Below are 23,476 nucleotides of genomic sequence, written 5' to 3' on the forward strand. Positions count from 1 at the left end.
TTATATCGAAAAAAATTACCGTTTCACTGCCGAATGCGCTTCGATCGCTGCCTTCAGCATACTGACGGCCGACAGCATTTCTTCTTCAGAAACCGTAAGCGGCGGGAGCAGCCTGATGACATTCGGTCCGGCCGGAAGCACGAGAAGCCCGCGTTCCTGCAGATCTCCGATGATGCCGGACACGGGACCTGCGCATTCAATGCCGATTAATAACCCTTTTCCGCGGATTTCTTTTACAAAAGGCCCTGTCAGTTCACGGTTCAGCTGCGCTTTTAAAAATGATCCTTTGTCTGCCGCCGCCTGGAGAAAGTCCGGCTGAAACACAATATCCAAGGTTGCTTTCACAGCTGCCATGGCAAGCTTATTGCCGCCGAAAGTCGTACCATGCGTACCCGGCGTAAAGGCGTCGCCAAGCTTCTTTTTGCCGATCACGGCTCCGACGGGAAAACCGTTTCCAAGCCCTTTCGCAGCAGTGATGATGTCCGGAGAGATGCCGAAATGCTCATAGCCGAATGCCTTGCCCGTCCGGCCGATTCCGGTTTGAATCTCGTCTGCGATAAGCAGCGCCTGTTTGTCTTTGCAAAATGTCTGTAAGGCTTCGATGAATTCCGGATCGGCGGGATTGACTCCCCCTTCTCCCTGCACCGTCTCAAGCATGACGGCGGCGATATCATCCTCTTTTGAAAGCGTGCTGAATGCCGACGGATCATTGAACGGAAGATAGTGAAAGCCTTGAAGCATCGGTCCGAAACCGGTCTTGATTTTGTCTTGTCCGGTGGCGGCCATCCCCGCATAGGTCCGTCCGTGAAAGGATTGATGAAATGTTACAATTTTTGTCTTTCCCGTTGCTTTACGGGCAAGCTTAATGGCGCCTTCATTCGCTTCGGCCCCGCTGTTGCAGAAGAAAACGAGATCCCCCGCGCTATGTTCGGCAAGCTTTGCCGCGGCTTTTTCCTGAAGATCATTTTCAAACAAATTGGAAACGTGCCATACGCTGTCAAGCTGTTCTTTCACCGCTTCTGTGACCTCATCATGACAATGGCCGAGATTGGAAACGGCGATGCCCTGAATAAAATCGAGATACGTTTTTCCGTTTTCATCCTCTGCAATTGTCCCTTTCGCTTTTTTGATATTGATGGGCCAGCGGCTGTAGGTTTGAAATAGACTGCTCATGACACGCTCTCCTTTTCTTTGACGATTTTTGTTCCTTGGAAGGCTTGATCGGTGAAAAACGCTCCTTTTCCGTTTACGATCATCACTTCCTCGACATCTTCACTCAGTGCCGATAATGCCGAGTTTACCTTCGGAATCATCCCTCCTGAAATCACGCCGTCATCTATGAGGGCCTGAATCTCTTGCGGCGTCAAAGTATCCAGCCTGTTCTCTCCGTCCATAATTCCTTCGACATCCGTGACAAATAAAAGTTTGTCGGCGTGTAAGGCTGAAGCGACGGCCGATGCCGCGGCGTCTGCGTTGACGTTCAGCGTTTCGAAATCACTTGTCATGGAAAGCGGAGCGATAACGGGAATGATGCCTTCTTTCATTAATGCGTGAATGATTGACGGATCGGTTTTTTGTATTTCGCCGACTTCTCCGTATTTGTCTTGATTAAGATAGGATGCTTGAAGGAGACCGCCGTCCTTTCCTGATATTCCCGCGGCTTTCAGCCCGTTTTTCGCGAGTTCGGTTACGAAAAATTTATTGATCGTCCCTGACAAGACCATTTCCGCTGTTTCCAGCACCGGTTTGGTCGTTTTCCGCTGTCCATCGACAAATTCCGTTTCAATCTGCAATGTTTTCAGCATTTTTGAAATGTCCGGGCCGCCTCCATGGACGACGGCAATGTTCCAGCCCGATTGCATAAGCTCTTTTACATTTTGAAAAAAATCGGCGGATAACTCGCGGATTACGCTTCCGCCGCACTTAAAAACGATCGTTTTCTTCATGCCGCTCCCCTTTGTTATGTGCGATAGCTCGCATTGATTTTGATATAATCATAGGTTAAGTCACAGCCCCATGCCCGGCCGCTGCCGGATCCTTCCTGCAGGCGGACTGCAATCGCAATCTCATCACCTGATAAGTACTCTTTGGCATCAGTTTCCGAAAATGGCTGAGGTTCGTTGTGTTTAAACAGACACTGACCGCCGAGGAAAACTTCCACTTGTTCGGCCGTTACGCTTGCCGCACTGTGCCCGATTGCGCCGATGATGCGCCCCCAATTGGCGTCTGTACCGTAAACGGCGGTCTTCACAAGGCTTGAGCCGACGATTTTTTTGGCGATAATATTCGCCTCAAGGTTATTTTTCGCGCCTTCGACTCTGGCTTCAATTAATTTCGTCGCTCCTTCACCGTCTCTGGCTATATCTTTGGCAAGGTCTTCGCATACAAGCTTTAATCCCTTTTTAAAAGCCGGCCAGTCAGGGTGCTGCTCCGTCAGGCAATCATTCCCCGCGCAGCCGTTTGCCATCACAAGCACCATGTCATTCGTCGATGTTTCTCCGTCAACGGTGATTTGGTTAAATGAAACATCCGTAATCTCTCTGAGCGCGTTTTTGAGCGCCTGTTCTTCCACGGCCGCGTCCGTTGTGACAAAGCCGAGCATTGTCGCCATGTTGGGGTGGATCATGCCGGAGCCTTTCGCCGCTCCGCCGATCGTGATGATGTCTCCGCCGATCACCATTTCATAACACGTCTGTTTCGTCACTGTATCCGTCGTCAAAATGGCTTCTTCAAATGCTCCGGACACGGACGGCGCTTGACCGAGCTGTTCAATGCCCGCTTGAATTTTTTTCATGTCTAAAAGCTCGCCGATCACCCCGGTTGACGAAACCGCAACAAGCTCCGGCTCAATGCCGAGCTGGCTCGCGAAGCCGTCCCGCATTTCATAGGCGTCCTTTAATCCTTGGTCTCCCGTACAGGCGTTGGCAATCGCGCTGTTGACGATAACCGCCTGAAGCACACCCTCTTTTTTCAGGCTGGCTTGCGTCACTTTCAGCGGCGCTGCCTGAAAATGGCTCTGCGTATATACCGCTGCACTGACTGCAGGCGCTTCGCTGATAATCGCTCCGAGATCTTTTTTTGAATAGCGCAGACCGCAGTGCACGCCCTTTGCCTCAAACCCTTTCGGCGAGGATACGCCGCCTTTTATTTTCGTGATTTCCTCACTCAGCTGAATCATATTTTTGAATCCCTCTTTCGTTCTATGGATAGACTGGCGTCATCGTAAGTCCCGTTTCTTCCTGCCAGCCATTCATGATATTTAAATTTTGAACCGCCTGCCCTGCGGCGCCTTTCATCAGATTATCTATGACAGAAACGATGGTGGCACGGTTTGTTCTTTCATCCACGGTGACACTGATATCACAAAAATTGCTGCCGTATACCTCTTTCGTCGCCGGAAATTCACCTTCCGGCCTGATTCTGACAAAATATGAATCTTTGTAGAATTCGGAATACAATTCTCTTACCCGTGCAGCAGACATACCCGGAGGAGCCTCCGTATACATCGTCGCCATAATGCCCCTTGTCATCGGCGCCAAATGAGCAGAAAACGTGATCGGGCCTGTGCCGGGCTGCCAAGCCGCTAATTGCTGTTCAATTTCCGGAGTATGCTGATGCTCATTAACCTTATAAATTTTGAAATTATCATTCAGCTCAGAATAATGAGTGCCCATGGATGCTTTTCGGCCGGCACCGGATACGCCTGTTTTCGCATCAACAATCAGAAACGAATCTTGTAAAAGCTTATTCTTCGCCAGCGGAGCGAGCCCGAGCAGCACAGCCGTCGGAAAACATCCCGGATTGGCAATCAGCTTTGCAGTCTGAATCTCTTTTTTTTGCAGTTCAGCTAAACCGTAAACCGCGCTTTGAATCGTTCCTTTCGGAGCGGCCTTCCGCTTATACCACTTTTCATACACGGCCGGGTTTTGAATCCGCAGATCGCCGGATAGATCAATGACCGGCATGCCCGCCTCCGCCAGCTTGGGCGACCACTCTCCGGAAACGCCGGGCGGCGCAGCTATGAACATGACATCAATTTCGTTTCGGATCGTTTCTATATGAAGCGGCTGAAGTGATTGTGACGCTATATTCCTCAAATGCGGATATGAAGCGGCATATTCTTTCCCTTCGTCGCTCGATGAATATAATATACAATCTTCTGCATAAGGGTGATGGTTAAGAATCCTGACAAGTTCGGCGCCTCCATAACCAGTCGCGCCTATAATACCTATTTTCAACGGGTTCACCTTCTTGGTTTTTGTGAAATTATTTAACATTATAACATGAATAAAAATTAATTCAATTGTATATTTAATATTTTTTCATTCATTTTCCATCTGTTTTCGCTGACAAAAACCCCCCTCTCGATCGAGGGGGGCATAAGAAAAACAGGCTGATCGGATCAGCCTGTTTTTTTCAGCATCATCAGCCCGCTCATAAAAAACAGCACGGAGCTGGCGTAAAAGATAATATAAACCGTAAAGAAATCAGCGAGAAACCCGCCGAGAATAATGGCGGCAGCTGAAAATACGGCCGTCCAGAAATGATAGCTGCCGACTTTTTTCCCCCGCTCCCCGCCGTCGGTGTAATCGGCGATCATGATTTTCTCGCCGTGTTTTTGCATCGCGCCGAACAGGCCCAGAAGCACCTGCACAACATAAACCTGGTGCACGCCGGTAATGTGAGGGAGCGTCAGAAGAAGCACCGCCATCCCCCACGAATTTGCCATAAGGAACCAGCGGGAATCCAGTCTTGCCGACAGCCGGCCGAGCAGCGGATGAATCAATGCGCCGCTCAGGCCGAACAAGCCGTATGAAAGACCGAATTGCGTGTAGCTGGAACCGATGTTTTTAATAAATAAAATATAAAACGGAAAGATCAGGCTGCCGGCAAAAAAGACACTGCTCTGTGACAGGATCAGCCATTTTAAATGGTTGTGTTTCATGATTTGTACCTCTGATAAAAATAATTCATAAACAAGTCATCCGGATCATATTTGTGTTTTTTCTGAAAGAACATATCGCTTTTCGGATATGCCTCGCGCATCTGCTCTTTCGTTTGATACAGCATATACGGGAGATAATAACTGCCGCGGTGGCGCAATGCCGTATCCGTCATTTTTCTGACAATCCGCGCCGCGCTCGCCTGGCTGTCTTTTGAAAACCCTTCGTTGATTAAAAGAACGAGTGAAAACATGTCTTCCTTTGCGTATGACAGATCGGCTTTTTCATTTTTTTGCACGTAGCGGATCGTAATATTTACGAGATTGAGATCTTCATGTGACAGCGTCTTGCGTAAATCATGAATGTACGGCGCAAATTCGCCGACGGGCACGAAGTATTCTTGCAGCACATCGGTGTTGTCCGTGTTTTCATATTCCAAAAATTTCGATTCTGACCGCATGACATTGTTCCTGGAGACTTTCACGCCGTTTTGGCTGAGAAAATAAGACTGCTGGGTTGACCAGAACCAATTTCTTCCCCAGTCATACCGGCGGGAGAGGCCGAGCGCGAATTTCGTCAGCGCCGGATGCTCATCTTCTTTCAGTTCATTGTGCCGCTTTAATTCTTTCTGATTGTCTGAGAGTGTGTAATCAGTCACATACATATCGTGCAAAAAGCCTTTATCCCCTGTTGCGATCCGCGCGAGATGCATGCGCACGGCGGGGTTGCGCCGAACATGCTGCGTAAAATATTGACTGTATGTATCAGCGTTCATACGTTTCGTTTTCATTTCATAAAGCTCATCATCCGTCAGCTCAATATCCGCGTCCAGGATGACGCCGAACAGGCCGTAGCCGCCGATGACGGCTGAAAACAGGTCATCTTTCGGAGTAACGGTGATGACTTTGCCGTCCGCCTTTAAAAGATGAAACGATTTGACCGTATCAATCAGCGAACCGTACCGGATATCCCGGCCGTGGGCGTTGGCGCTCAGTGAGCCGCCGATCGTAAAAATGTTTTGCGATTGCATGACTTTTACCGCGAGCCCGTACGGATTGACATAGCGCTGAATATCATTCCACGTCGCTCCCGCCTGCACCCTGATGATTTTTTTCTTTCGGTCGAGACCGAGTATTTTGTTGTAGCCCGTCATGTCGAGAACGATACCGTCTTCATAATACGTCTGGCCGCCCATTGAGTGCTGGGCGCCTGCGATTGAGATCTTCAGATGCTTTCTCTTTGCTTCCTTAATCGTTTCGACCAATGTTTCTGTCTCTTTTCCTTTGACCGTCTGCTTAATTTTCACGGGCATGAGACGGCTGACATCCGTCATTGTCCCTGCCTGCTGCACCGGCTCTTTGTGAAAAGCGGAAACAGCGAACAGCGCCGTATAAACAAGGATGCTAAGGATAATGAGAAGTAATTTTTTCTTCATGGGTTCCTCCCTCGCATGCAGCCGGTCTATTATATCATGCCTCACGTCCGTTTTTTTCCTTTTTAATCCGATACCGTAAAAAACCCCGAATGGTGGGAAACTCGGGTTTTTTTAGTGACTTGCCCTTCTTTCCGCACGCCGGTCTGCAGCGGCAAAGCAGACAGAACGGCGCCCGACAGAATCATGTTTAGTACAGCTCGAAACGGTCAGCCGGAAAACATCGGGCATAAAAATCCACAGAAATCCTTAAAATGATTTTTTAGTCAGTATATAATCGATATATATGCAGATGTATTACCAATGGAATTGTTTCAAACAAACATGTTAAATGAGGTGGGGAAAATAAACATAAAAGGAATCAATCATCTTCTTTTTTCTGTTTCAAATTTGGAAAAATCTATAGAATTTTATGAAAAAGTATTTCATGCACAACTCCTGGTTAAAGGGCAAAAGACAGCATATTTTGATCTGAACGGGCTTTGGCTTGCACTTAACTTAGAGGCGGATATACCAAGAAATGAAATACATAAATCTTATACGCATATGGCCTTTACAATTGACCCAAAAGATTTTGATGCAATACATCAAAGGCTAAAAAATCTAAATGTAAGTATATTAAATGGGCGTCCTAGAGATAAGCAAGATCAAAAGTCAATTTATTTTACTGATCCCGATGGACATAAATTTGAATTCCACACAGGTACACTCCAAGACAGACTGTCCTATTACAAAAAAGATAAACCTCATATGAAATTTTATATATAAAGGTTTGTTTGCGATCCAAAACAAACCCTCACTGTCGCTTATCCGCGTTGATTTTTTCATTTAAATGCAGACAAAAGAAAAGCACCTCCAAACTTTAGGATGTACCTAAAATCCGAGGTGCATTTTCTTATTACTGAATCCCTAATGCAATTTTTGCGTAGCGTGACATTTTGTCTCTTGTCCAAGGCGGATTCCAGACGATGTGGACCTCCGTCTCTTTTACATCCGGAATGTCGGCGAGCGCTTTTTTCACCTCGTCGACGATGATCGGAGCGAGCGGGCACCCCATTGATGTCAGTGTCATCGTAACGTGCGTCAGGCCGTCGTCATCCATATCAACGTCGTATACAAGGCCGAGATTGACGATATCGACGCCGAGCTCAGGGTCAACAACCTGCTCCAAGGCGCCCATGATGTTTTCTTTTAATGCTTCTTCCACGTTCCATCACTCCTTTTTCCTCAGTATAACGTAAAAGCGGGTTTCGTTAACACCTTTGTGCTTTATAAATGCTTATCGAACCAGGCGACGGTTTCTAAAACGGCGTATCTCGGGACTTTATGATCAGCCCGTTCGTCTTTCAGAAACTGAAGATGGTCAGGCCGGCTGCTGTAATGAGGTTTAATCGTTTCATAAAAGCCGCGGGTCGGTGCATACGGAACGACTTTGTCTTGAACGCCGTGCCAGAACAGCAGCGGGCGGCTGCGGAGTTTTTCCGGTTCCAGACTGAGATCGAACGGTTTGAGCCGCGCAAACAGTTCATCGACCTGTTCTTTTGTGACGTCAATGTCGATGTCCTGCTTTTGAATGTGGTCAATCTGCTGCTGAAAAAACGCCGTATAGTTCGGGCTTCCCATCAGACTGACGCCGGCTTTGACCCAATCATATGCGGCCATCGCGCCGAATGTCGTAATTCCGCCCATTGACGTGCCCGCAAGACCGATCCGCCCGTCTTCAATCAGACCGCGCGCTTCAAAATCCTTTTTCAGCACGTCAAGCTCCTCGATTTCATTTAATACAATGTCCCAAAAATGGACGGCGAGCTCTTCTGCTGACAGCTGTTCAGCGCGTTCACCGTGGTAAAGAGCTTCCGGCAGCACGGCTCTGAAACCCTTTTCAGCAAGCAGGTAAGCGAAATGAAGATTATGCTCCTTCGCGCTTGTAAAACCGTGAATAAAGAAAACAAGGGGAGCGGGACGGTCCCGATTTTCTTCTTTTACAATATGTAAAAACGGAATGCCTGATACGGTTTGATGATCAATAAGAATCACGTTGACTCCCTCCTTAGGATAACCATAATCATAAGTGTAACATGTAGACAATAAAGATGGTAAAAAGCTACACTGTACATAAGAGAAAAACAGCAAATTATATGACAAAAGGAGTTATTTATGGAGACAAAACCTTACCTCATCGCCTTAGATCTGGATGGAACCTTATTAAAAGATGATAAAACCATTTCCCCTGAAACGGCACGGACGATTCAGACGCTGAAAGAAGCGGGCCATCATGTCTGCATCTCAACCGGCCGCCCTTTCCGTTCCAGTTCGATGTATTATGACGAGCTTGGGCTGACAACGCCGATTGTCAATTTTAACGGAGCGTTTGTCCACCACCCGAAAGACGAGTCATGGGGACGCTACCACACGTCTCTATCTGTCGATGTGGTCAGACAGCTTGCCGAACTTACAGAGACCTATCAAATACATAATGTGCTCGCTGAGATCATTGATGATGTGTACTTCCACTATCATGATGAGCATTTAATTGAGGCGTTTCATATGAATACGGCGAATGTCACATTCGGCGATCTGCGCGAAACGGTCCAAGAGGATGTGACGTCCGTATTGATTCACGCGAAGGAAGAGGACGTCGCGGACATACGCGCGCATTTATCTGATGTGCACGCCGAGGTCATTGACCACAGAAGATGGGCGGCTCCTTGGCATGTGATTGAAATTATTAAACACGGGATGAATAAAGCGGTCGGCCTGAAGAAAATCAGCGACTATTACCAAGTGCCGAGAGAACGGATCATCGCGTTCGGCGACGAAGACAACGATCTTGAAATGCTCCGATTTGCCGGGTGCGGCGTAGCGATGGGAAACGGCACGGATGAAGTCAAACAGGCCGCCGATCGCGTCACGGGTTCAAATGAAGCGGACGGAATCGCCGAATTTTTAAAATCCTATTTCTCCCTGTGAGGTTTTCCCGCTCATAACACAAAGCCTTCCGCCCATACTAAAACAGACGACTCATCTCGTCTAAATATGGAAGGGGGACATTGCAATGGGTAAACGAAACAAATCAAAACGGTTTATTCAGCAAGGCAAGGACTCTGTCAGTCTTCATGACGCAAGATTTCCATATCGGTCTACATTAGAGGAAGCACAGCATGATGCAGCAAAAGATTCGGCTGAAAGGCAGGTTGACTTTTAATGAGAAACGAACTGTTTTCTCAAGCCAAGTCATTTGTCCAGCAGGCCGTCATGATTGCTAACGGTTTCGAGGACGGCGACCAGGAAAAAGCTGTCTCACGCGCCAAAAATGCCGTGTCTTCCGCGTACGCCAATTCGACGGATGCAGAACGTCAGCAGCTGCACCAATTTCAGGATCAGCTGGAGAAATTGCAATAAAAAAAGGCGCCCCGTTTAGACGAGGGCGCCGCTTTTTTATTTCACTTCAAATGTTTTTACCGTTTTCAGTCTTTTTCCGATCTGATCGGACTTCCCTAAAAACGTCACCGTCACCGTGTATGTTCCCGGACTGGGCACGTTCTTCCACACATCTGAAAAGTCATACGTTTCATTCGGCATTAAGGTCACAGTCTGAAACGCCTGAGTAAACATTTTGTCTTTTGAATAGCGGTACAGTTCTTTGTGATGTTGGTCATGTACGGTCAATTCGAATTTCTGCCCTGAGCTGAATGTGAAATCGATCGGGCTGCCGCTCTTATTTTTTAAAGACATTTGAAATTCGATCTGCTGATCCGTCTGCACAGGGTTTACGGCTAATTCCGCTTGCTGTTCATTCATCTCTCCGGATACCTCCTCAGCGGGCTCCTTCTGCCCGGATTGACTGCTGCATCCGATCAGTAAAATGACCGGTAATAACAGGCCAAACAGCCACTTCATTCTATCCGCTCCTATCAGTCTTTTCTGAAGAAACCAAAGATCCCCGTCGTTTGCACGATGTTTGTGAAGGCTTTCGGGTCGACTTCTTTCACGATTTTCTCAAGGTCATACAATTCGTACCGCGTGATGACGATGATCATCATTTCTTTCTGTTCGTTTGTGTAAGCGCCTTTTGCCGGCACCGTCGTAATGCCGCGGACCATTTTCCCGTAAATCGCTTCTTTGATTTCATCGGCTTTTTTTGTAACGATCATGGCGGTCAGTTTCATGTGGCGGGTGTGAATGGCGTCAATCACCCTTGTTGTGACATACAGAGCGACAAGGGTATATAATGCTTTCTCCCATCCTTGCAATAATCCTGCCGTCAAAATGATAATCCCGTTCAAAATGAAGAAATATGTGCCGACCGGCTTATCCTTCCATTTGGCCAGCACCATCGACACGATATCAAGACCGCCTGTCGAAGCACCGAATTTCAGCGTTAAACCGATGCCGATAGCTGAGATGACCCCTCCGAATACGGTATTCAGAAGAATATCGTGCGACAGTCTCATTTCCGGGAGAATTCCCATAAAGACGGACGTCAGCGCTACGCTTAATATGCTGTATACAGTGAATGATCTGCCGACTTTCAGCCACCCTAACACACCGATGGGAATGTTTAAGAGGAACATGAGAACTCCTGTCGAAATATAAAAGGGGGCGTATTGATCAACGACGCTTGACAGCAGCTGGGCGACACCGGTAAAACCGCTGGCATATACATTCGCCGGTATCAGGAATAAATTCAGTCCCGCCGCATACAGAAACGCGCCGATGACGACGATTGCTAATTTTTTTGCTTGTTCTAGTACCATGGCTTGCTCCTCCGCTCATTTTCATTATTAGCTTTTCCCTTAAAATAAAGTTTTGAACACTATTTTGCCACATTTATATGATATAGTTGGCATCACTCTCACCAATCGGAAAGAAGGGAATTATGATGACAGTTCACCTTATTGCTGACAGCGCCTCTGACCTGCCGAAATCTTATATTGAAGAAAACCGGATCGGGTTCATTCCGCTGCACGTAACACTTGACGGAAACGAATATGAGGACACGGTCACCATTCAGGCGGATCATATATTTCAAGCGATGCGGGACGGGAAAGTTCCGAAAACATCCCAGGCATCACCGGATACGATAAAAAAAGTATTTTTACAATACGCGGAACTGGGAGAACCGGCGATATACATCGCCTTTTCCTCAGGTCTTTCCGGCACCTATCAGACGGCGGTGATGATCGCCAATGAAGTAAAAGAGGAATTTCCCGATTTTGATTTACGGATTGTAGATTCCAAATGCGCTTCATTGGGCTGCGGCCTTGCGGTGATGCACGCGCAAACACTCTGTGTTAACGGGAATACAATACAAGAAATCGAAACGTCTGTAAAGAGCTTTTGCGCACGGATGAAACATATATTTACGGTCGATGATGTCGCTTATCTCGCGCGGGGCGGCAGAATTTCAAAAACGTCCGCTTTTGTCGGGGGGCTTTTGAACATTAAACCGATTCTGCATGTGGATGACGGCAGGCTCGTGCCGCTCGAAAAATTGCGCGGACAGAAGAAACTGTTTAAACGGATTATAGAAATGATGAAGGAAGAAGGCGGCGATTGGGCGGATCAAACCGTGGGGATCAGCTATGCAGATAACGAGGAGACGGCGCTTCGGATGAAGGAAATGATTGAAGAAGCGTTCCATCCGAAAGAGATCATTCTTCATTCAATCGGCTCTGCGATCGGCGCGCACTCCGGGCCGGGCACGCTCGCGATTTTTTTCCTGAAGCCATAATTTCAATGCGGGCGGGCATCCTAACGGACAGAAGGGAGGCTTTGCCGCATGAAAGATGATGACAAAAAACCGTTGGACAATAACGCCGTAAATCAGAAAAAGAACCGGCTTGCCGAAAAAAACCGGCAGGCGGGAAAAAACCAGAATTCCAAAAAACCGAACCATCTGTAAAAGCAAAACAGCCCTCTTGTGTATGAAGATAGAGGGCTGTTTTTTGTTCTATATGCGTCTAACATCACTTATCACGAATCCGCTTTCAGGCAATGCCGGCATTCTGGACAGGCTGAAGCTCAAATCTTGGGACGGAACATCGTACTCTATTTCATTGGCAAGAAACGCAAGGGAAGTTTTCATGACTTCCACGGTCATTCCCTCACCCGGACAGCGGTGGCCATTAGCCGGATCACCTCCGCCCTGGGGAATGAAATCAAATTTATTTTCCTCCCGCCCCTGAAAACGTTCCGGGCGAAATTCATTGGGATTTTCCCAAAGCCGGGAATCATGGTTTGTCCCATATAGGTCAAGCATGACGGATGCACCCTTTTTAAACTCACAGTTCTTCCATACGAAATCTTTTTTCACAACGGCTCCTAAAAACGGGGCAAACGGGTAATACCGCCGAACTTCATGTGCAAATCTTTCGGCCTCCTGATCATCTCTCGATCTCAGTTTACCCCGATATTCAGGGTAATCATGCAATGCAAGAGCTGAAAACGTAATGAAGTAAGAAATGGCGGCAATCGGGCGCAGAACATTAATAAGCTCAACAGCAGCCATGTGAGAATCAAGTCTGTTCCCGTCAAGTTCTGTATGAAAAGCCATTTCATACAAGGCTGAGCCCTCCGGCGTTTGCAGCTTGCCGGACCGCACATCCTCAATGACCTCCTCTATCCATTTCTCCGTTTTCAGCCTCGCCCTTCTGCCTTTCCAATGACGCGGTCCGACAGCGCCGAATGCGTCTACCATATCGGTGAACTCCTCCGCCCGCTCTTTCACTTCTGAGTCTTTCAGCGGGACGCCGGCCCACTCACAGGCAGCCCGGCACAGCACTTTCTTCGCTTCATCAAAAAGGACAATTCGGTTTGAACCCTCCCACATTTCCGCAGATGCTTTCCACTGTTTTGCCACCGCTTCCGCAAGCCGTTTTTGCCGGGGCGGCGTCATCAGCGACATAAATAGAAGCTTCCTGTGCTTATGCCGTTCACCGTCCATTGCCTGGATTGCCCCTGTTCCGAATAACGTTTTCTGCACCCGTTTGGGGAGGGCCTGCTGCCGCTGAAATCGTTCTGTGTCATAAAAAAGCTTTGCGGCTTCCGCTCCGCTCATACAAATGAATGTCTTCCCTAATAAACGGGCGCGAAACACATCCGAGCGATAAGTCTCCGCTCTGTTTTTCACAAATACATAACCATCGCGTAATAAAGCCAGACTATTATCAAGACCCTTTTCATGCGGAATTTGTTCATCCATCCCGATTCCTCCCTTCTTTTTTCACCTTTCTCGAAAAAGAATAAATAACACAAGTATATTCAGTATTTGTGTTTCATTCAGAAGTTACTCATGTCAGGCTGCAAAAATCAGGGGGCGGGCCAAAAGCCCGTTACAAAGTAAACCGGCGGACCTGATCGTTTAACCGCTCTGTCAGGCTCACCAGATTATTGACGCTTTCCGCCATTTTATGAAAAGAAGACAGCTGCTCAAGCGCGGAGGCAGAAATCTCTTCGCTTCCCGCAGCCGTTTCCTGAACGACGGCGCTGATGCTTTCGGCATGATGCAGCACTTGCTCACCAAGCTGTTTCGATTCGATGATCCGTCCGTCCAATTGAGTAAGCTCCGCTTTAATATGGGCGGCTTTTTGTTCAATATGGACGAATGATTCTGACGTTTTCTCCATCAGCTCCTGCTGTCTGTCCGCTAAAGCGACGCCGGTCGTGACAGCTCCGGTAATAGACGTGATGCCGTCTTCAATTTGCTTTACCATATCGAAAATCTGCGCGGTCGCTTTGGCTGATCCGTCTGCGAGCTTCCGTATCTCCTCGGCAACGACGGCAAATCCTTTTCCGGCCTCGCCTGCTCTGGCCGCCTCGATTGCGGCGTTTAATGACAGCAGATTGGTCTGGCCCGCAATGTCAGAAACGGACTGCGCCATCATACTGATGCCTGCCGCATGCTCTATGAAGAGATCGGCGGCTTCGGAAATCTCTTTTGATGTCTCATTGCTTTTATCAATGGCTTGCTTGGTCTCGGCTAAAGCACCGCGCCCCGCAGCCACCGCCGCAATCGTCTCTTCGCTGCTTCTCGTCGTTTGTTTTGAACGTTCGGCGTTCGCCTTTGAATGTTCATCCATTTGTTCAATGAATTGCACCGCATGCTGCAGATCTTCTGAAATGGTTTGGGAGCCTTGCGCCATTTCTTCCGTCGACACGGACACCTGCTCGGTCATGTCCTTCAGCGTCTGGTTTTCCTTCGTCAAACCTTCCGCGAAGGTCTCGACTTCACGGCCGACCTCTCCGATCGCCTGAATTAAGGTGCGGAGCTGTTCAGCCATCATTCCGAATGAGTCATTCAGCTCTTTCAGTTCGTCCTTCCCTTTATAATCAAGCATTTCAACAGCAAGGTTTCCTCCTGCAATACGACGGGCATTTTCAGCCATGCGGCGGATCGGCCCTGCAATTCTCTTCGTCAGCCTGATGGAAGATATGACGGTGACGGCAAGTATCACGATGGTCAGCACGGCTGCGCTGTAAACGATAAACTGAATCTGGTCAGCCGTCTGCTTCTGCATGTCTTCATAGTGATCCCGGCTTTTCAGATTCAGCATATAAATATCATTCAGAAGACCGTTGATGCGGGCCGCCGTCCTTGTCGCTTCAGCCGGGCTTTTCGAATCAAGAGCAGCGTCCGCCTCCGCCTGCCATGATTCGTATTTTTTGGCGAGTTTGTCATAAGCGGCTTTGTCTGCACCGTCCGTCATCGTTTTTTTGAGCGCCGCCAGTTTGTCTGAGCTGCTTTTCATATAGCTTCGCACATCTTCTTTCTGGGCGTCTGCGAGCGTATAGGAATAGCCGGTGATGCTTTCTTTTAACGTATTAAGGTCAGCTTTTGCTTCCTGGACGTTTAACAGCGCGTCCACTTCATCTTCATTTGAAGCCTGAATCTTCATCATGTTTGCGATGGTAAAGCCGATGACGGCGGCGAAGCAAATCATCGTAACGGCTGCGTTAACGAGCAGCCTTGTCCGTAATGTCACTTCAGATCGCCTCCTTTTTCAATCAGACTGTTTTTCATATCCGTGATCTTTTTCGTCAGCACGCCTGCGTTTTTGACAACTCTGATCTTGGCTAAGTCCATGCCGTTTTCCTTCAGTCCGTAAACGATCTCACCGCTTTTGATCTCCTTGTTGTCTTTTAAATCTTTCGCCAATTCATAGATGACATGGTCGACGTTTTTCACTAAAGAAGAGATAACGGCGTGCTCGGCGGTGTAATATTGATCGCTGTCAACACCGATGGCGTATACTTTTTGCGCCTCCGCTTCTTTCAGTGCGCCGACACCCGTGAAGCCGGCCGCCGTAAACAGGACATCGGCTTTTTTTCGGATCATGTTTTGGGCGATGCGCTTCCCGAGCTTATCATCATCAAACGTACCGCTGATGTCCGACAGCACGCGGATATTCGGTTTGACTGATTCCGCGCCTTTCAGATAGCCTTTTTTAAACCGTTTAATGACGTCGGCATCTGAACCGCCGATAAATCCGATTGTGCCGGTTTTGCTCGTCATGGCCGCCAGCGCTCCGGCTAAGAAGCTTCCTTCATCCTCTTTAAACGTGACGGAGGTGACATTATCCAGGTCTGATACGGAATCAATCAGCACAAACCGCTGCTTCGGATATTTTTTAGCGACCTTTTCTAAATCCGCCTGCATGCTGTAACCGAGCCCCACCACAAGATCATTGCCTTCCCGGACAAGCTGGGTCAGTCCTTTTTCGTATGTACCGGTGTCTTTTATCTCCCGGTAATCAAATGTGATGCCGAGCTCGTCTCTCGCTTTCATCAAACCTTGAAAGCCTGAATCATTAAATGATTGGTCGCCGAGGCCGTTGTCTGTCAGCATGATGCCGATTGTTTTCGTTTTTTCGGCCGCCGTTTCCTCAGATTTGCCGGCACATCCCGCCGTGCTGAGCGCAATCAGCAGTACAGCCGCAAATATCGCCATTTTTCTCATTAAAACTCTCCTTTTGTTTTTTTCTACAGTTATATATCGGTTCGGATGTCAGAATATTTTATTTCAATAAAATATGTATGTTCGGCAGGGCGTTAAACAAATGAGGGCCATAGGAGCTTTTTAGAAAATAAAAAACATCGGTTTTGGTTCACCGATGTTTTTGCAGAAAATTTATTGTTTTTCGTATGTCCAGCCGTCTTCCTGATAGACCTTGCCGTTTTTCATCAGATGCCCGAGCGCCCGCTTAAAGGCGGCTTTGCTTAAATGAAACCGTTCGCGGATATCGTCAGGATGGCTTTTGTCTCCGTAAGGCATCGCGCCGTTTCTTGATCTCAGATAGGTCAGAATTTCTTCCGCGTCAACCGAAAGCGCATCCTGCTTTCTCGGCAGCAGGGACATGTTGACGGAGCCGTCTTCCTTCACCTCGATGACACGCCCTGTCACGCGGCTGCCGAGTCTCGGCTCTTCTTTTCTTTCTGAAGGGTGAATAAACGCGCGGATGCCTTCATCGGTAATCAGAAAAGAGCCTGATGCAATCAGTCTGTACACCGTACCCGTCAGGTCTTTATTCATGACGTCTTCCTCTGCATCCGTAAATAATTCACTGATGATATCTTCAGGCGCCGGCTTGGCAAACATGCGCCCGCGGCTTGTCACCTTCAGCATGCAATACAGTCTGTCTCCTTTTTGCGGCCAGACGGATTTGTACGGAGGCAGGTGCTCCGTTGCGACGAGCGCGTCTTTTGACAGACCGACATCGACGAATACGCCCATATCTTCCACAGCGTCCGTCACTTCCACCCATCCGTAGTCATAAAAGCTGATGAGCGGCTTTTTCATCGTCGCCGCGAGTCTTTCCTGATGATCGACGTAAATAAATACGTCCACTTCATCTCTGTCTTCGATATCCTCTGTGATTTCACTGTTATGTAAAAGAACCGTATCTTCGCCGTCGGTTAAAAAATAACCGAAATCGGTTTGGTGATCTATACTAAGCGTGAGCTGCTGCCCTGGTCTCATGTTATCGTCCTTCCTGATTCGCCCGTATGAGGCTGATGTTTTTCTCATTTTTTCCAATATGCATAAATTCATGCTTTATGCTGTTGGACATTTCTCTTTATTCTACTATAATCAACTCATAAGTGAAATGTTATAGGAGGTTTTCTCATGGCAAAAGAAAGTTCTTTTGATATTGTATCCAAAGTTGAATTTCCCGAAGTGCAGAATGCGATTCAGATGACGCTGAAAGAAATCGGCACGCGCTATGACTTTAAAGGATCGAAAAGCGATGTAACTTTAGAAAAGGAAGAGCTTGTCCTGATTTCTGATGACGAGTTTAAACTGAATCAGCTCAAAGATGTGCTGAGCGGCAAGCTGATCAAACGGGACGTGCCGACGAAAAACATTGAATACGGCAAAATCGAAAATGCATCGGGGGGCACGGTGCGCCAGCGCGCGAAGCTTGTACAGGGCATTGATAAAGACAACGCCAAAAAAATCAACGCGGTGATTAAAAACTCCGGCTTGAAGGTCAAGTCGCAGATTCAGGACGACCAAGTGCGCGTCACCGGAAAAAATAAAGATGATCTGCAGCAGATTATTGCAGCCGTCCGCGGAGCAGACCTGCCGATTGACGTTCAATTTATTAATTTTAGATAAATTATGTGATTCCTATTGATTATTGTCTCTATTTTCGGTAAATTTGGAGAAAGGGATTTTCACAGTTAAGTTTTGGAAACCCATGACAATTACATGAACGTTCTTATCAAGAGAAGCCGAGGGACTGGCCCGACGACGCTTCAGCAACCGGTGTAGTGGTTTACCCAAACCATGACCAAGGTGCTAAATCCAGCAAGCTAAAAACAGCTTGGAAGATAAGAAGAGAGACAAATGATTACAAAGTCTTCTTCTTAAGAAGACTTTTTTTATTTCTCTTTTTTCCTTGCTGAATGTGACGAAGGAGGCAAACAATGGGACTATTACAAGACTTAAAAGAACGGATTTTAATCGGAGACGGCGCGATGGGCACTCTCCTCTATTCCTACGGCATTGACAGATGTTTTGAGGAACTGAACGTATCAAAGCCCGAAGAGATCAAGCGGATACATAAGGCTTACGTGGAAGCCGGGGCAGACATCATCCAGACAAATACGTACGGCGCGAATTTTATTAAGCTCTCAAGATACGGACTTGAGGACGAAACGAAAAAAATCAATCAGAAGGCGGTCAGAATCGCGCGCGCTTCCTCAGACGGCGCTTATGTATTGGGAACGATGGGCGGCATCCGCACCTTTAACAAAAACGCCTACAGCCTGGAGGAGATTAAACGCAGCTTTCGGGAGCAGCTTTATTTATTGCTGCACGAAGAGCCGGACGGTCTGCTTCTGGAAACATACTATGATTTAGAAGAGGCGCGCGAAGTGCTGAAGATCGCGAGAAAAGAAACGGAACTTCCGATTATGCTGAACGTATCCATGCACGAACAGGGCGTGCTGCAGGACGGAACGCCGCTTCGGGAAGCCCTCAGATCCATTGCCGATCTCGGCGCTGACATAACGGGAATCAATTGCCGGCTCGGCCCGTACCACATGATTGAAGCGCTCACCGAAGTGCCGATTTTCAGTGACGCTTATTTATCGGTCTATCCGAACAGCAGCCTTCCGTCTTTAGAAGAAGGCCGGCTTGTTTATGATACGGACGATGCCTATTTCCGGGAGAGCGCCGTACAGTTCCGCACTCAGGGCGCGCGCATTATCGGCGGCTGCTGCGGTACGACACCAAACCATATCAGAGCCATGGCTGAAGCGGTCCAAGGACTTTCTCCTGTCACTGATAAAGAAGTGAAAATCAGACGGGAAGAAGAAGTCATCTCAGTCCACAATGAACGAACCGAGCCGGGTTTAAACGAAATCGCCGCTCAAAAACGGTCAATTATCGTAGAGCTTGATCCGCCGAAAAAATTGAATTTTGACAAATTTCTGCAAGCGGCGGCTGAATTAAAAGAAACCGGCATAGAAGCGCTGACGCTCGCCGACAATTCATTGGCGACACCGCGGATCAGCAATGCAGCCTGCGGTTCATTGCTGAAAGAGCGCCTTGATATCCGTTCTCTCGTTCACATTACATGCAGAGACCGCAACATCATCGGCCTTCAGTCACATTTAATGGGGCTGGATACGCTCGGGCTCACCGACATTTTAGCCATCACGGGTGATCCTTCAAAAATCGGCGACTTTCCGGGGGCTACCTCCGTCTATGATTTAACGTCCTTTGACTTGATCAGGCTGATTAAACAATTCAACGAGGGCATTTCTTTATCAGGGAAACCGCTCGGCAAGAAAACGAACTTTTCCGTAGCCGGAGCATTTAATCCGAATGTCCGCCACCTTGATAAAGCAGTAAAACGGCTGGAGAAAAAAATCGAGTGCGGAGCTGACTACTTCGTGTCCCAGCCTGTCTACTCGGAGCAGCAGCTCATTGACATTCATCATGAAACGAAGCATCTCAAAACACCGGTGTATATCGGAATCATGCCGTTAACGAGCAGCCGCAACGCAGAGTTCATCCATCATGAAATCCCGGGCATTAAGCTGTCAGACAGCATCCGCGAAAAAATGGCGCTCGCCGGCGAAGACAAGCGGAAGCAGAAAGCCGAAGGCCTCGCCATCGCCAAGTCGCTTCTCGACACGGCGTGCGAACTGTTTAACGGAATTTATTTAATCACCCCGTTTCTCCGTTCTGATTTGACATCAGAGCTTGCAGCTTATATTAAGCAAAAGGATGAAAAGCGGGCTGATGTATATTTGCATTGACGCGGAAGAGGCCGCCTGATATGACAGGCGGCTTTTTCATGGTACGATACAGAAAAAGAATCAAGCAAAGGAGGATTTTTTCATGGTTGAAGTAAAACCCATCACCGCAGAAGACACGTACGCGATCAGACACAGCGTGCTGCGCCCCCATCAGACGATTGAGGATTGTAAATATGATCAGGACAGCGTCAAAGGAGCCTTTCATCTCGGAGGTTTTTACGACGGGACATTGATCAGCATCGCTTCTTTCTACCCGCAGAACCAGCAGGCGTTACAGGCAGCGCCCGCCTACCAGTTGCGCGGCATGGCGACACTTGAGGAATACCGGACGCAAAAAGCGGGAAGCACGTTAATCGCCTATGCAGAACGGAAACTGGCAGATATGGGGGCGGCGCTTGTCTGGTGCAACGCCAGATGTCACGTAAAGGGATATTACGAAAAGCTCGGCTGGAAAAGCACGGGCAGCCCCTTTGACATACCCGGCATCGGCCCGCATGTGATCATGTATAAAGAACTCGCCTGAAACAGACTAAAGCCCTTGGGGACATGTCTCTAAGGGCATTACCTTGAATGTCACGCCTGCTTTTATATACGGTACTATTGACGCCCTCCCGCTTTTTTAATACCCTTTGTACATTACACAACAGCAAGGATGGCAGGCAGAAAACGATATCTGTCAATTGCCGATTCAGCTATTAATTCAGAAAAGGAAGTATGAGATGAATACGATCCAAAAACCGAAAATCCCGAAAGAATTGCCGGTGCTTTCTTTCACAGAAGCGCTTCAGGACGACCTCATAAAAGAAGTCGTCATAGAAAACGCCGTCGTAAACAGCAAACTGGACGGCCTGCGCGCCGAAAAAGTCATTTTCAGAAACACCGTTTTTACGGATGTCTCTTTCAGACATATGGAATGTACGGATGTCCTGTTTGACAAATGTGATGTCTCAAACGCTGATTTCAGCAGAAGCATCATCCATAGAACGGCGTTTCAGCATTCAAAACTTCTCGGCTTGAATCTGGCGGATTCCGCCATGCGTCATGTTCGGTTTGAAGACTGCCTCGCAAATTACAGCTCCTTCAGCTATTCCAATATGAAGCATGTCCGGTTTGACACGTGCGCTCTTACAGAAAGCGAGTGGAATGATGCCGTTCTTGAATACACAGATCTTGACGCCTGTGATTTGAACAGCTCAAATTTTATTGGCACGTCTCTTTTTAATATGGATATCAGCACGTGCACATTTGATCACCTGCACGTCTCACTTGAGAAGCTGAAAGGATGCCGCATCTCTCCGGCGCATGCCGTTACATTCGCAGAAGCGCTCGGAGCCATTGTGACGTGATCTTTTATTAAACGAAACAGCGGGCGATGTCCGCTATCGTTTGAATGCCTTTTTCCAAGTCCGGTAAGGATGCGTATGAATAGGAAAGACGCAGGCTTTGCCGGTCTTCGGGAAGATAGAGTGCTCCCGGATTGATCAGCACGCCGGCCTCCAAGGCACGGGTGAAAAGCGTCTGAACGGCGATTGCTTGATGAAAAGTGACCCAAATATAAAAGCCCCCCTCCGGCACACGCCACTCCGCAATATCTCCCGCGTATCTTTCAAGAGAACGCAATGCCGCATCTCTTCTGATTTTGAGTTCCTTTCTGAGACGCAAAAGGCGCGCTTCATAGCGGCCGCTTGACAGCCATTGACATGCCGCCCATTGAGATAAAGCACTGGAGCCGTAATCCGTCTGCATTTTAATATCGGCGAGCCTGTCTGCAACCGGCTCAGGGGCGACGACCCATCCGATGCGCAGACCCGGGCTTACGGTTTTTGACAGCGTGCCGATATACAGCACATTCCCCTCACCGTCCATGGATTTTAACGGAGGCGGCGGTTCTTTATCGATCCATATATCACCGTATGCGTCATCTTCAATGACAGGCAGACGGTGATTTCTTGCGAGCGCGATGAGTTCCTTCCGCCGCTTGAGTGACATTACCGTTCCGGTCGGATTATGGAATGACGGAATGGTGTACAGCAGCCCCGCTTCGTATTGCCGACGGTAAGCGGGAAGATGATCCGTTTTGATTCCGCTCCCATCCATAGGCACTCCCTTAAGCCTGACGCCCGCTGATTGAAACACACGCAGGGAATGGAGATACGACGGCTTTTCAGTCAGCATGACGAAGTTTGGTTTTAGCAGCCCGATTGAAATGAGCTGAAGCGCCTGCAGCGCGCCTGAGACGATTACGATGGATGCCGGGGACGCGTGAATCCCCTTTGTTTTCAAATGTTCCGCGACGCTTTGCCGAAGCTGCAGGCTGCCCTTCGGTTCTTCATAGCCGAGCGCAAAAATGTTAGTTCCCGCTTCACGGAACAGTTCGCCCATCTCCTGCTCAGGCAGCAGCTCTTGACTCAGCTCACCCGTCCCCAGCCTGATCAGATCCGGACGCGGCTCGTTTTGATTAATGGCCTGAATCAAGGATGAATTCGGCTGATGACTCCCCGATGTAACGTACGTGCTCCAATCAAGGGGCTTAGCCGCTGCCATGATGCTCCACGTATTGTTGACGACCTTTGTGCCTCCCCCTCTTTTTCCTTCCAGAAGACCTTGGGCGATTAACTCATCAACTGCTGCCACATCAGCACACAGTGCGGCTACAATGAGATGTAGTTGACGATTGGAGGGTTTTACGATATGAATGCCATTCTTCACGGAGTGATGCTCGCTTTCGGCCTTATTTTGCCATTGGGCGCGCAAAACGTGTTTATTTTTCAGCAGGGAGCCTGGCAAAAACATGTGTGGCAGGCGTTTCCCGCAGTGATTGCCGCGGCGGTATGCGATACGATTCTCATCAGCGCGGCCGTCGCAGGCGTGTCAATGATTATTGCAGAGATTCCCGTTTTTCAGACCGTCATGCTTATAGGCGGCTTTTTGTTTCTCAGTTTTTTAGGCTGGCAGACTTGGAGAAGCAAACCGCAGGCCGAACAGGCGAAAAAAACAGTTTTCACGGCAAAAAAACAGGCGGTCACGGCCGCCATGGTATCCCTTTTGAACCCGCATGCGATTTTGGATACTGTCAGTGTCATCGGCACAAGCTCCGCCGCCTATCCGGGAATTGATAAATGGCTGTTTGCCGGTGCTTGTATCACGGTTTCCTGGGTATGGTTCGCCGGACTGGCATTCGCGGGACGGCTCGTCCAAACGGCGGATACAGGCGGCCGGCTCCTCGGCATCCTGAATCAATGCTCGGCATTGGTGATGTGGGGTGCTGCTTTTTATTTTGCGGCGCTTTTGTTTCGATAAAAGGAATTCGGCCAGGTCATGTTGAATGTAC

At 48.4% G+C, this 23,476-nt stretch carries 25 protein-coding genes, 1 pseudogene and 1 riboswitch; of the genes and pseudogenes, 11 read left to right on the plus strand and 15 right to left on the minus strand.

Features of this window, described 5'->3' with window-relative positions:
* Window positions 1-15: 15 nt before the first annotated feature.
* From G9F50_RS12690 to G9F50_RS12715, 6 genes are all read right to left on the minus strand, one after another.
* On the minus strand, window positions 16-1,173 hold the full coding sequence (locus G9F50_RS12690; protein WP_060562147.1) for an acetylornithine transaminase: 1,158 nt from the start codon (window positions 1,171-1,173) through the stop codon (window positions 16-18).
* Window positions 1,170-1,946: an acetylglutamate kinase gene (argB, locus tag G9F50_RS12695; RefSeq protein WP_032871177.1), complete on the minus strand. Its 777-nt coding sequence runs from the start codon at window positions 1,944-1,946 to the stop codon at window positions 1,170-1,172. Before argB ends, G9F50_RS12690 begins: the two co-directional genes overlap by 4 nt.
* Window positions 1,947-1,960: 14 nt before the next feature.
* Window positions 1,961-3,178 (minus strand): bifunctional ornithine acetyltransferase/N-acetylglutamate synthase, encoded by a 1,218-nt coding sequence (gene argJ, locus G9F50_RS12700; RefSeq protein WP_060562146.1) that lies wholly within the window; start codon window positions 3,176-3,178, stop codon window positions 1,961-1,963.
* Window positions 3,179-3,200: 22 nt separating this feature from the next.
* Window positions 3,201-4,238: an N-acetyl-gamma-glutamyl-phosphate reductase gene (gene argC / locus G9F50_RS12705; protein ID WP_060562145.1), complete on the minus strand. Its 1,038-nt coding sequence runs from the start codon at window positions 4,236-4,238 to the stop codon at window positions 3,201-3,203.
* A 164-nt stretch (window positions 4,239-4,402) separates the two neighbouring features.
* Window positions 4,403-4,945 (minus strand): MFS transporter, encoded by a 543-nt coding sequence (locus G9F50_RS12710; RefSeq protein ID WP_060562144.1) that lies wholly within the window; start codon window positions 4,943-4,945, stop codon window positions 4,403-4,405.
* A complete protein-coding gene (locus G9F50_RS12715) occupies window positions 4,942-6,378 on the minus strand; it encodes an FAD-binding oxidoreductase (protein ID WP_165406562.1) in 1,437 nt (478 codons plus the stop codon). The genes G9F50_RS12710 and G9F50_RS12715 overlap by 4 nt, the downstream gene beginning before the upstream one ends.
* A 321-nt stretch (window positions 6,379-6,699) precedes the next feature.
* Here G9F50_RS12715 and fosM point away from each other — a divergent pair, with 321 nt between their 5' ends.
* Entirely contained in the window at window positions 6,700-7,143 is a 444-nt protein-coding gene (fosM, locus tag G9F50_RS12720; RefSeq protein WP_080130442.1) for a FosM family fosfomycin resistance protein, read from the plus strand.
* Between the two features lie 130 nt (window positions 7,144-7,273).
* On the opposite strand, the gene G9F50_RS12725 is transcribed toward fosM, so the two are convergent.
* Window positions 7,274-7,582, minus strand: a complete 309-nt coding sequence (locus G9F50_RS12725) for a metal-sulfur cluster assembly factor (protein WP_003155088.1) — start codon at window positions 7,580-7,582, stop codon at window positions 7,274-7,276.
* Window positions 7,583-7,644: 62 nt separating this feature from the next.
* The gene (locus G9F50_RS12730) at window positions 7,645-8,412 is read right to left on the minus strand and encodes a prolyl oligopeptidase family serine peptidase (protein WP_007409140.1); all 768 of its coding nucleotides are present in this window, start codon (window positions 8,410-8,412) and stop codon (window positions 7,645-7,647) included.
* Window positions 8,413-8,532: 120 nt separating this feature from the next.
* On the opposite strand from G9F50_RS12730, the gene G9F50_RS12735 reads away from it, so the two are divergent.
* From G9F50_RS12735 to G9F50_RS12745, 3 genes are all read left to right on the plus strand, one after another.
* Window positions 8,533-9,345, plus strand: a complete 813-nt coding sequence (locus G9F50_RS12735) for a Cof-type HAD-IIB family hydrolase (protein WP_007610550.1) — start codon at window positions 8,533-8,535, stop codon at window positions 9,343-9,345.
* An 85-nt stretch (window positions 9,346-9,430) separates the two neighbouring features.
* A complete protein-coding gene (locus G9F50_RS12740) occupies window positions 9,431-9,580 on the plus strand; it encodes a hypothetical protein (RefSeq protein WP_003155094.1) in 150 nt (49 codons plus the stop codon).
* On the plus strand, window positions 9,580-9,777 hold the full coding sequence (locus tag G9F50_RS12745) for a DUF3813 domain-containing protein (protein ID WP_003155097.1): 198 nt from the start codon (window positions 9,580-9,582) through the stop codon (window positions 9,775-9,777). The genes G9F50_RS12740 and G9F50_RS12745 overlap by 1 nt, the downstream gene beginning before the upstream one ends.
* Before the next feature lie 36 nt (window positions 9,778-9,813).
* Here G9F50_RS12745 and G9F50_RS12750 read toward each other — a convergent pair whose 3' ends face one another.
* Together G9F50_RS12750 and G9F50_RS12755 are read right to left on the minus strand one after the other, a co-directional pair.
* Complete coding sequence (locus G9F50_RS12750) at window positions 9,814-10,275, minus strand: BsuPI-related putative proteinase inhibitor (RefSeq protein ID WP_060562140.1); 462 nt, start codon at window positions 10,273-10,275, stop codon at window positions 9,814-9,816.
* A 14-nt stretch (window positions 10,276-10,289) separates the two neighbouring features.
* The gene (locus G9F50_RS12755) at window positions 10,290-11,132 is read right to left on the minus strand and encodes a YitT family protein (protein WP_007409143.1); all 843 of its coding nucleotides are present in this window, start codon (window positions 11,130-11,132) and stop codon (window positions 10,290-10,292) included.
* Window positions 11,133-11,257: 125 nt separating this feature from the next.
* Between G9F50_RS12755 and G9F50_RS12760 the strand changes: the two genes are divergently transcribed.
* Window positions 11,258-12,109, plus strand: coding sequence for a DegV family protein (locus G9F50_RS12760; protein WP_029325952.1), 852 nt, complete (start codon window positions 11,258-11,260; stop codon window positions 12,107-12,109).
* A gap of 48 nt (window positions 12,110-12,157) precedes the next feature.
* Window positions 12,158-12,280 carry a DUF3941 domain-containing protein gene (locus G9F50_RS12765; protein WP_098081280.1) on the plus strand — a complete coding sequence of 41 codons (123 nt, stop codon included), beginning with the start codon at window positions 12,158-12,160 and terminating at the stop codon, window positions 12,278-12,280.
* 48 nt (window positions 12,281-12,328) lie between these two features.
* Here G9F50_RS12765 and cypC read toward each other — a convergent pair whose 3' ends face one another.
* From cypC to G9F50_RS12785, 4 genes are all read right to left on the minus strand, one after another.
* Window positions 12,329-13,579, minus strand: coding sequence for a CYP152 family fatty-acid peroxygenase CypC (cypC, locus tag G9F50_RS12770; RefSeq protein ID WP_060562139.1), 1,251 nt, complete (start codon window positions 13,577-13,579; stop codon window positions 12,329-12,331).
* A gap of 130 nt (window positions 13,580-13,709) precedes the next feature.
* Window positions 13,710-15,359 (minus strand): methyl-accepting chemotaxis protein, encoded by a 1,650-nt coding sequence (locus tag G9F50_RS12775; RefSeq protein WP_060562138.1) that lies wholly within the window; start codon window positions 15,357-15,359, stop codon window positions 13,710-13,712.
* Complete coding sequence (locus G9F50_RS12780; protein WP_060562137.1) at window positions 15,356-16,333, minus strand: BMP family lipoprotein; 978 nt, start codon at window positions 16,331-16,333, stop codon at window positions 15,356-15,358. The genes G9F50_RS12775 and G9F50_RS12780 overlap by 4 nt, the downstream gene beginning before the upstream one ends.
* 171 nt (window positions 16,334-16,504) lie before the next feature.
* Window positions 16,505-17,401 (minus strand): CvfB family protein, encoded by an 897-nt coding sequence (locus G9F50_RS12785; RefSeq protein ID WP_170936341.1) that lies wholly within the window; start codon window positions 17,399-17,401, stop codon window positions 16,505-16,507.
* Window positions 17,402-17,500: 99 nt separating this feature from the next.
* On the opposite strand from G9F50_RS12785, the gene G9F50_RS12790 reads away from it, so the two are divergent.
* From G9F50_RS12790 to G9F50_RS12805, 4 genes are all read left to right on the plus strand, one after another.
* Entirely contained in the window at window positions 17,501-17,992 is a 492-nt protein-coding gene (locus tag G9F50_RS12790; RefSeq protein WP_012117263.1) for a YajQ family cyclic di-GMP-binding protein, read from the plus strand.
* A gap of 100 nt (window positions 17,993-18,092) precedes the next feature.
* Window positions 18,093-18,214: riboswitch (SAM riboswitch) on the plus strand.
* 89 nt (window positions 18,215-18,303) lie between these two features.
* On the plus strand, window positions 18,304-20,145 hold the full coding sequence (locus tag G9F50_RS12795; protein ID WP_165406561.1) for a bifunctional homocysteine S-methyltransferase/methylenetetrahydrofolate reductase: 1,842 nt from the start codon (window positions 18,304-18,306) through the stop codon (window positions 20,143-20,145).
* An 82-nt stretch (window positions 20,146-20,227) separates the two neighbouring features.
* On the plus strand, window positions 20,228-20,668 hold the full coding sequence (locus G9F50_RS12800) for a GNAT family N-acetyltransferase (RefSeq protein WP_007409151.1): 441 nt from the start codon (window positions 20,228-20,230) through the stop codon (window positions 20,666-20,668).
* A gap of 196 nt (window positions 20,669-20,864) precedes the next feature.
* Window positions 20,865-21,491, plus strand: a complete 627-nt coding sequence (locus G9F50_RS12805) for a pentapeptide repeat-containing protein (RefSeq protein ID WP_165406560.1) — start codon at window positions 20,865-20,867, stop codon at window positions 21,489-21,491.
* Between the two features lie 7 nt (window positions 21,492-21,498).
* Here the strand turns inward: G9F50_RS12805 and G9F50_RS12810 are convergent.
* Window positions 21,499-22,776 (minus strand): annotated as a pseudogene (locus G9F50_RS12810) (aminotransferase-like domain-containing protein); the annotation flags it as partial.
* Window positions 22,777-22,836: 60 nt separating this feature from the next.
* Between G9F50_RS12810 and G9F50_RS12815 the strand changes: the two are divergent.
* Window positions 22,837-23,445 (plus strand): LysE/ArgO family amino acid transporter, encoded by a 609-nt coding sequence (locus G9F50_RS12815; RefSeq protein WP_102421711.1) that lies wholly within the window; start codon window positions 22,837-22,839, stop codon window positions 23,443-23,445.
* The last annotated feature ends 31 nt before the right edge of the window (window positions 23,446-23,476 follow it).

The organism is Bacillus sp. EKM206B, assembly GCF_011066015.1.
GTDB classification, from domain to species: domain Bacteria; phylum Bacillota; class Bacilli; order Bacillales; family Bacillaceae; genus Bacillus; species Bacillus velezensis.

Excerpts from the sequence above, each read along its gene's own strand:
- G9F50_RS12740 (WP_003155094.1), top strand. The coding sequence starts at position 9,431 with ATGGGTAAACGAAACAAATCAAAACGGTTTATTCAGCAAGGCAAGGAC.
- G9F50_RS12715 (WP_165406562.1), bottom strand. The coding sequence starts at position 6,378 with ATGAAGAAAAAATTACTTCTCATTATCCTTAGCATCCTTGTTTATACG.
- G9F50_RS12690 (WP_060562147.1), bottom strand. The coding sequence starts at position 1,173 with ATGAGCAGTCTATTTCAAACCTACAGCCGCTGGCCCATCAATATCAAA.
- G9F50_RS12790 (WP_012117263.1), top strand. The coding sequence starts at position 17,501 with ATGGCAAAAGAAAGTTCTTTTGATATTGTATCCAAAGTTGAATTTCCC.
- cypC (WP_060562139.1), bottom strand. The coding sequence starts at position 13,579 with ATGGATGAACAAATTCCGCATGAAAAGGGTCTTGATAATAGTCTGGCT.
- G9F50_RS12815 (WP_102421711.1), top strand. The coding sequence starts at position 22,837 with ATGAATGCCATTCTTCACGGAGTGATGCTCGCTTTCGGCCTTATTTTG.
- G9F50_RS12780 (WP_060562137.1), bottom strand. The coding sequence starts at position 16,333 with ATGAGAAAAATGGCGATATTTGCGGCTGTACTGCTGATTGCGCTCAGC.
- G9F50_RS12765 (WP_098081280.1), top strand. The coding sequence starts at position 12,158 with ATGAAAGATGATGACAAAAAACCGTTGGACAATAACGCCGTAAATCAG.
- G9F50_RS12735 (WP_007610550.1), top strand. The coding sequence starts at position 8,533 with ATGGAGACAAAACCTTACCTCATCGCCTTAGATCTGGATGGAACCTTA.
- G9F50_RS12745 (WP_003155097.1), top strand. The coding sequence starts at position 9,580 with ATGAGAAACGAACTGTTTTCTCAAGCCAAGTCATTTGTCCAGCAGGCC.
- G9F50_RS12755 (WP_007409143.1), bottom strand. The coding sequence starts at position 11,132 with ATGGTACTAGAACAAGCAAAAAAATTAGCAATCGTCGTCATCGGCGCG.
- G9F50_RS12760 (WP_029325952.1), top strand. The coding sequence starts at position 11,258 with ATGACAGTTCACCTTATTGCTGACAGCGCCTCTGACCTGCCGAAATCT.
- G9F50_RS12750 (WP_060562140.1), bottom strand. The coding sequence starts at position 10,275 with ATGAAGTGGCTGTTTGGCCTGTTATTACCGGTCATTTTACTGATCGGA.
- argJ (WP_060562146.1), bottom strand. The coding sequence starts at position 3,178 with ATGATTCAGCTGAGTGAGGAAATCACGAAAATAAAAGGCGGCGTATCC.
- G9F50_RS12800 (WP_007409151.1), top strand. The coding sequence starts at position 20,228 with ATGGTTGAAGTAAAACCCATCACCGCAGAAGACACGTACGCGATCAGA.
- G9F50_RS12795 (WP_165406561.1), top strand. The coding sequence starts at position 18,304 with ATGGGACTATTACAAGACTTAAAAGAACGGATTTTAATCGGAGACGGC.
- G9F50_RS12710 (WP_060562144.1), bottom strand. The coding sequence starts at position 4,945 with ATGAAACACAACCATTTAAAATGGCTGATCCTGTCACAGAGCAGTGTC.
- G9F50_RS12805 (WP_165406560.1), top strand. The coding sequence starts at position 20,865 with ATGAATACGATCCAAAAACCGAAAATCCCGAAAGAATTGCCGGTGCTT.
- fosM (WP_080130442.1), top strand. The coding sequence starts at position 6,700 with ATGTTAAATGAGGTGGGGAAAATAAACATAAAAGGAATCAATCATCTT.
- argB (WP_032871177.1), bottom strand. The coding sequence starts at position 1,946 with ATGAAGAAAACGATCGTTTTTAAGTGCGGCGGAAGCGTAATCCGCGAG.
- G9F50_RS12785 (WP_170936341.1), bottom strand. The coding sequence starts at position 17,401 with ATGAGAAAAACATCAGCCTCATACGGGCGAATCAGGAAGGACGATAAC.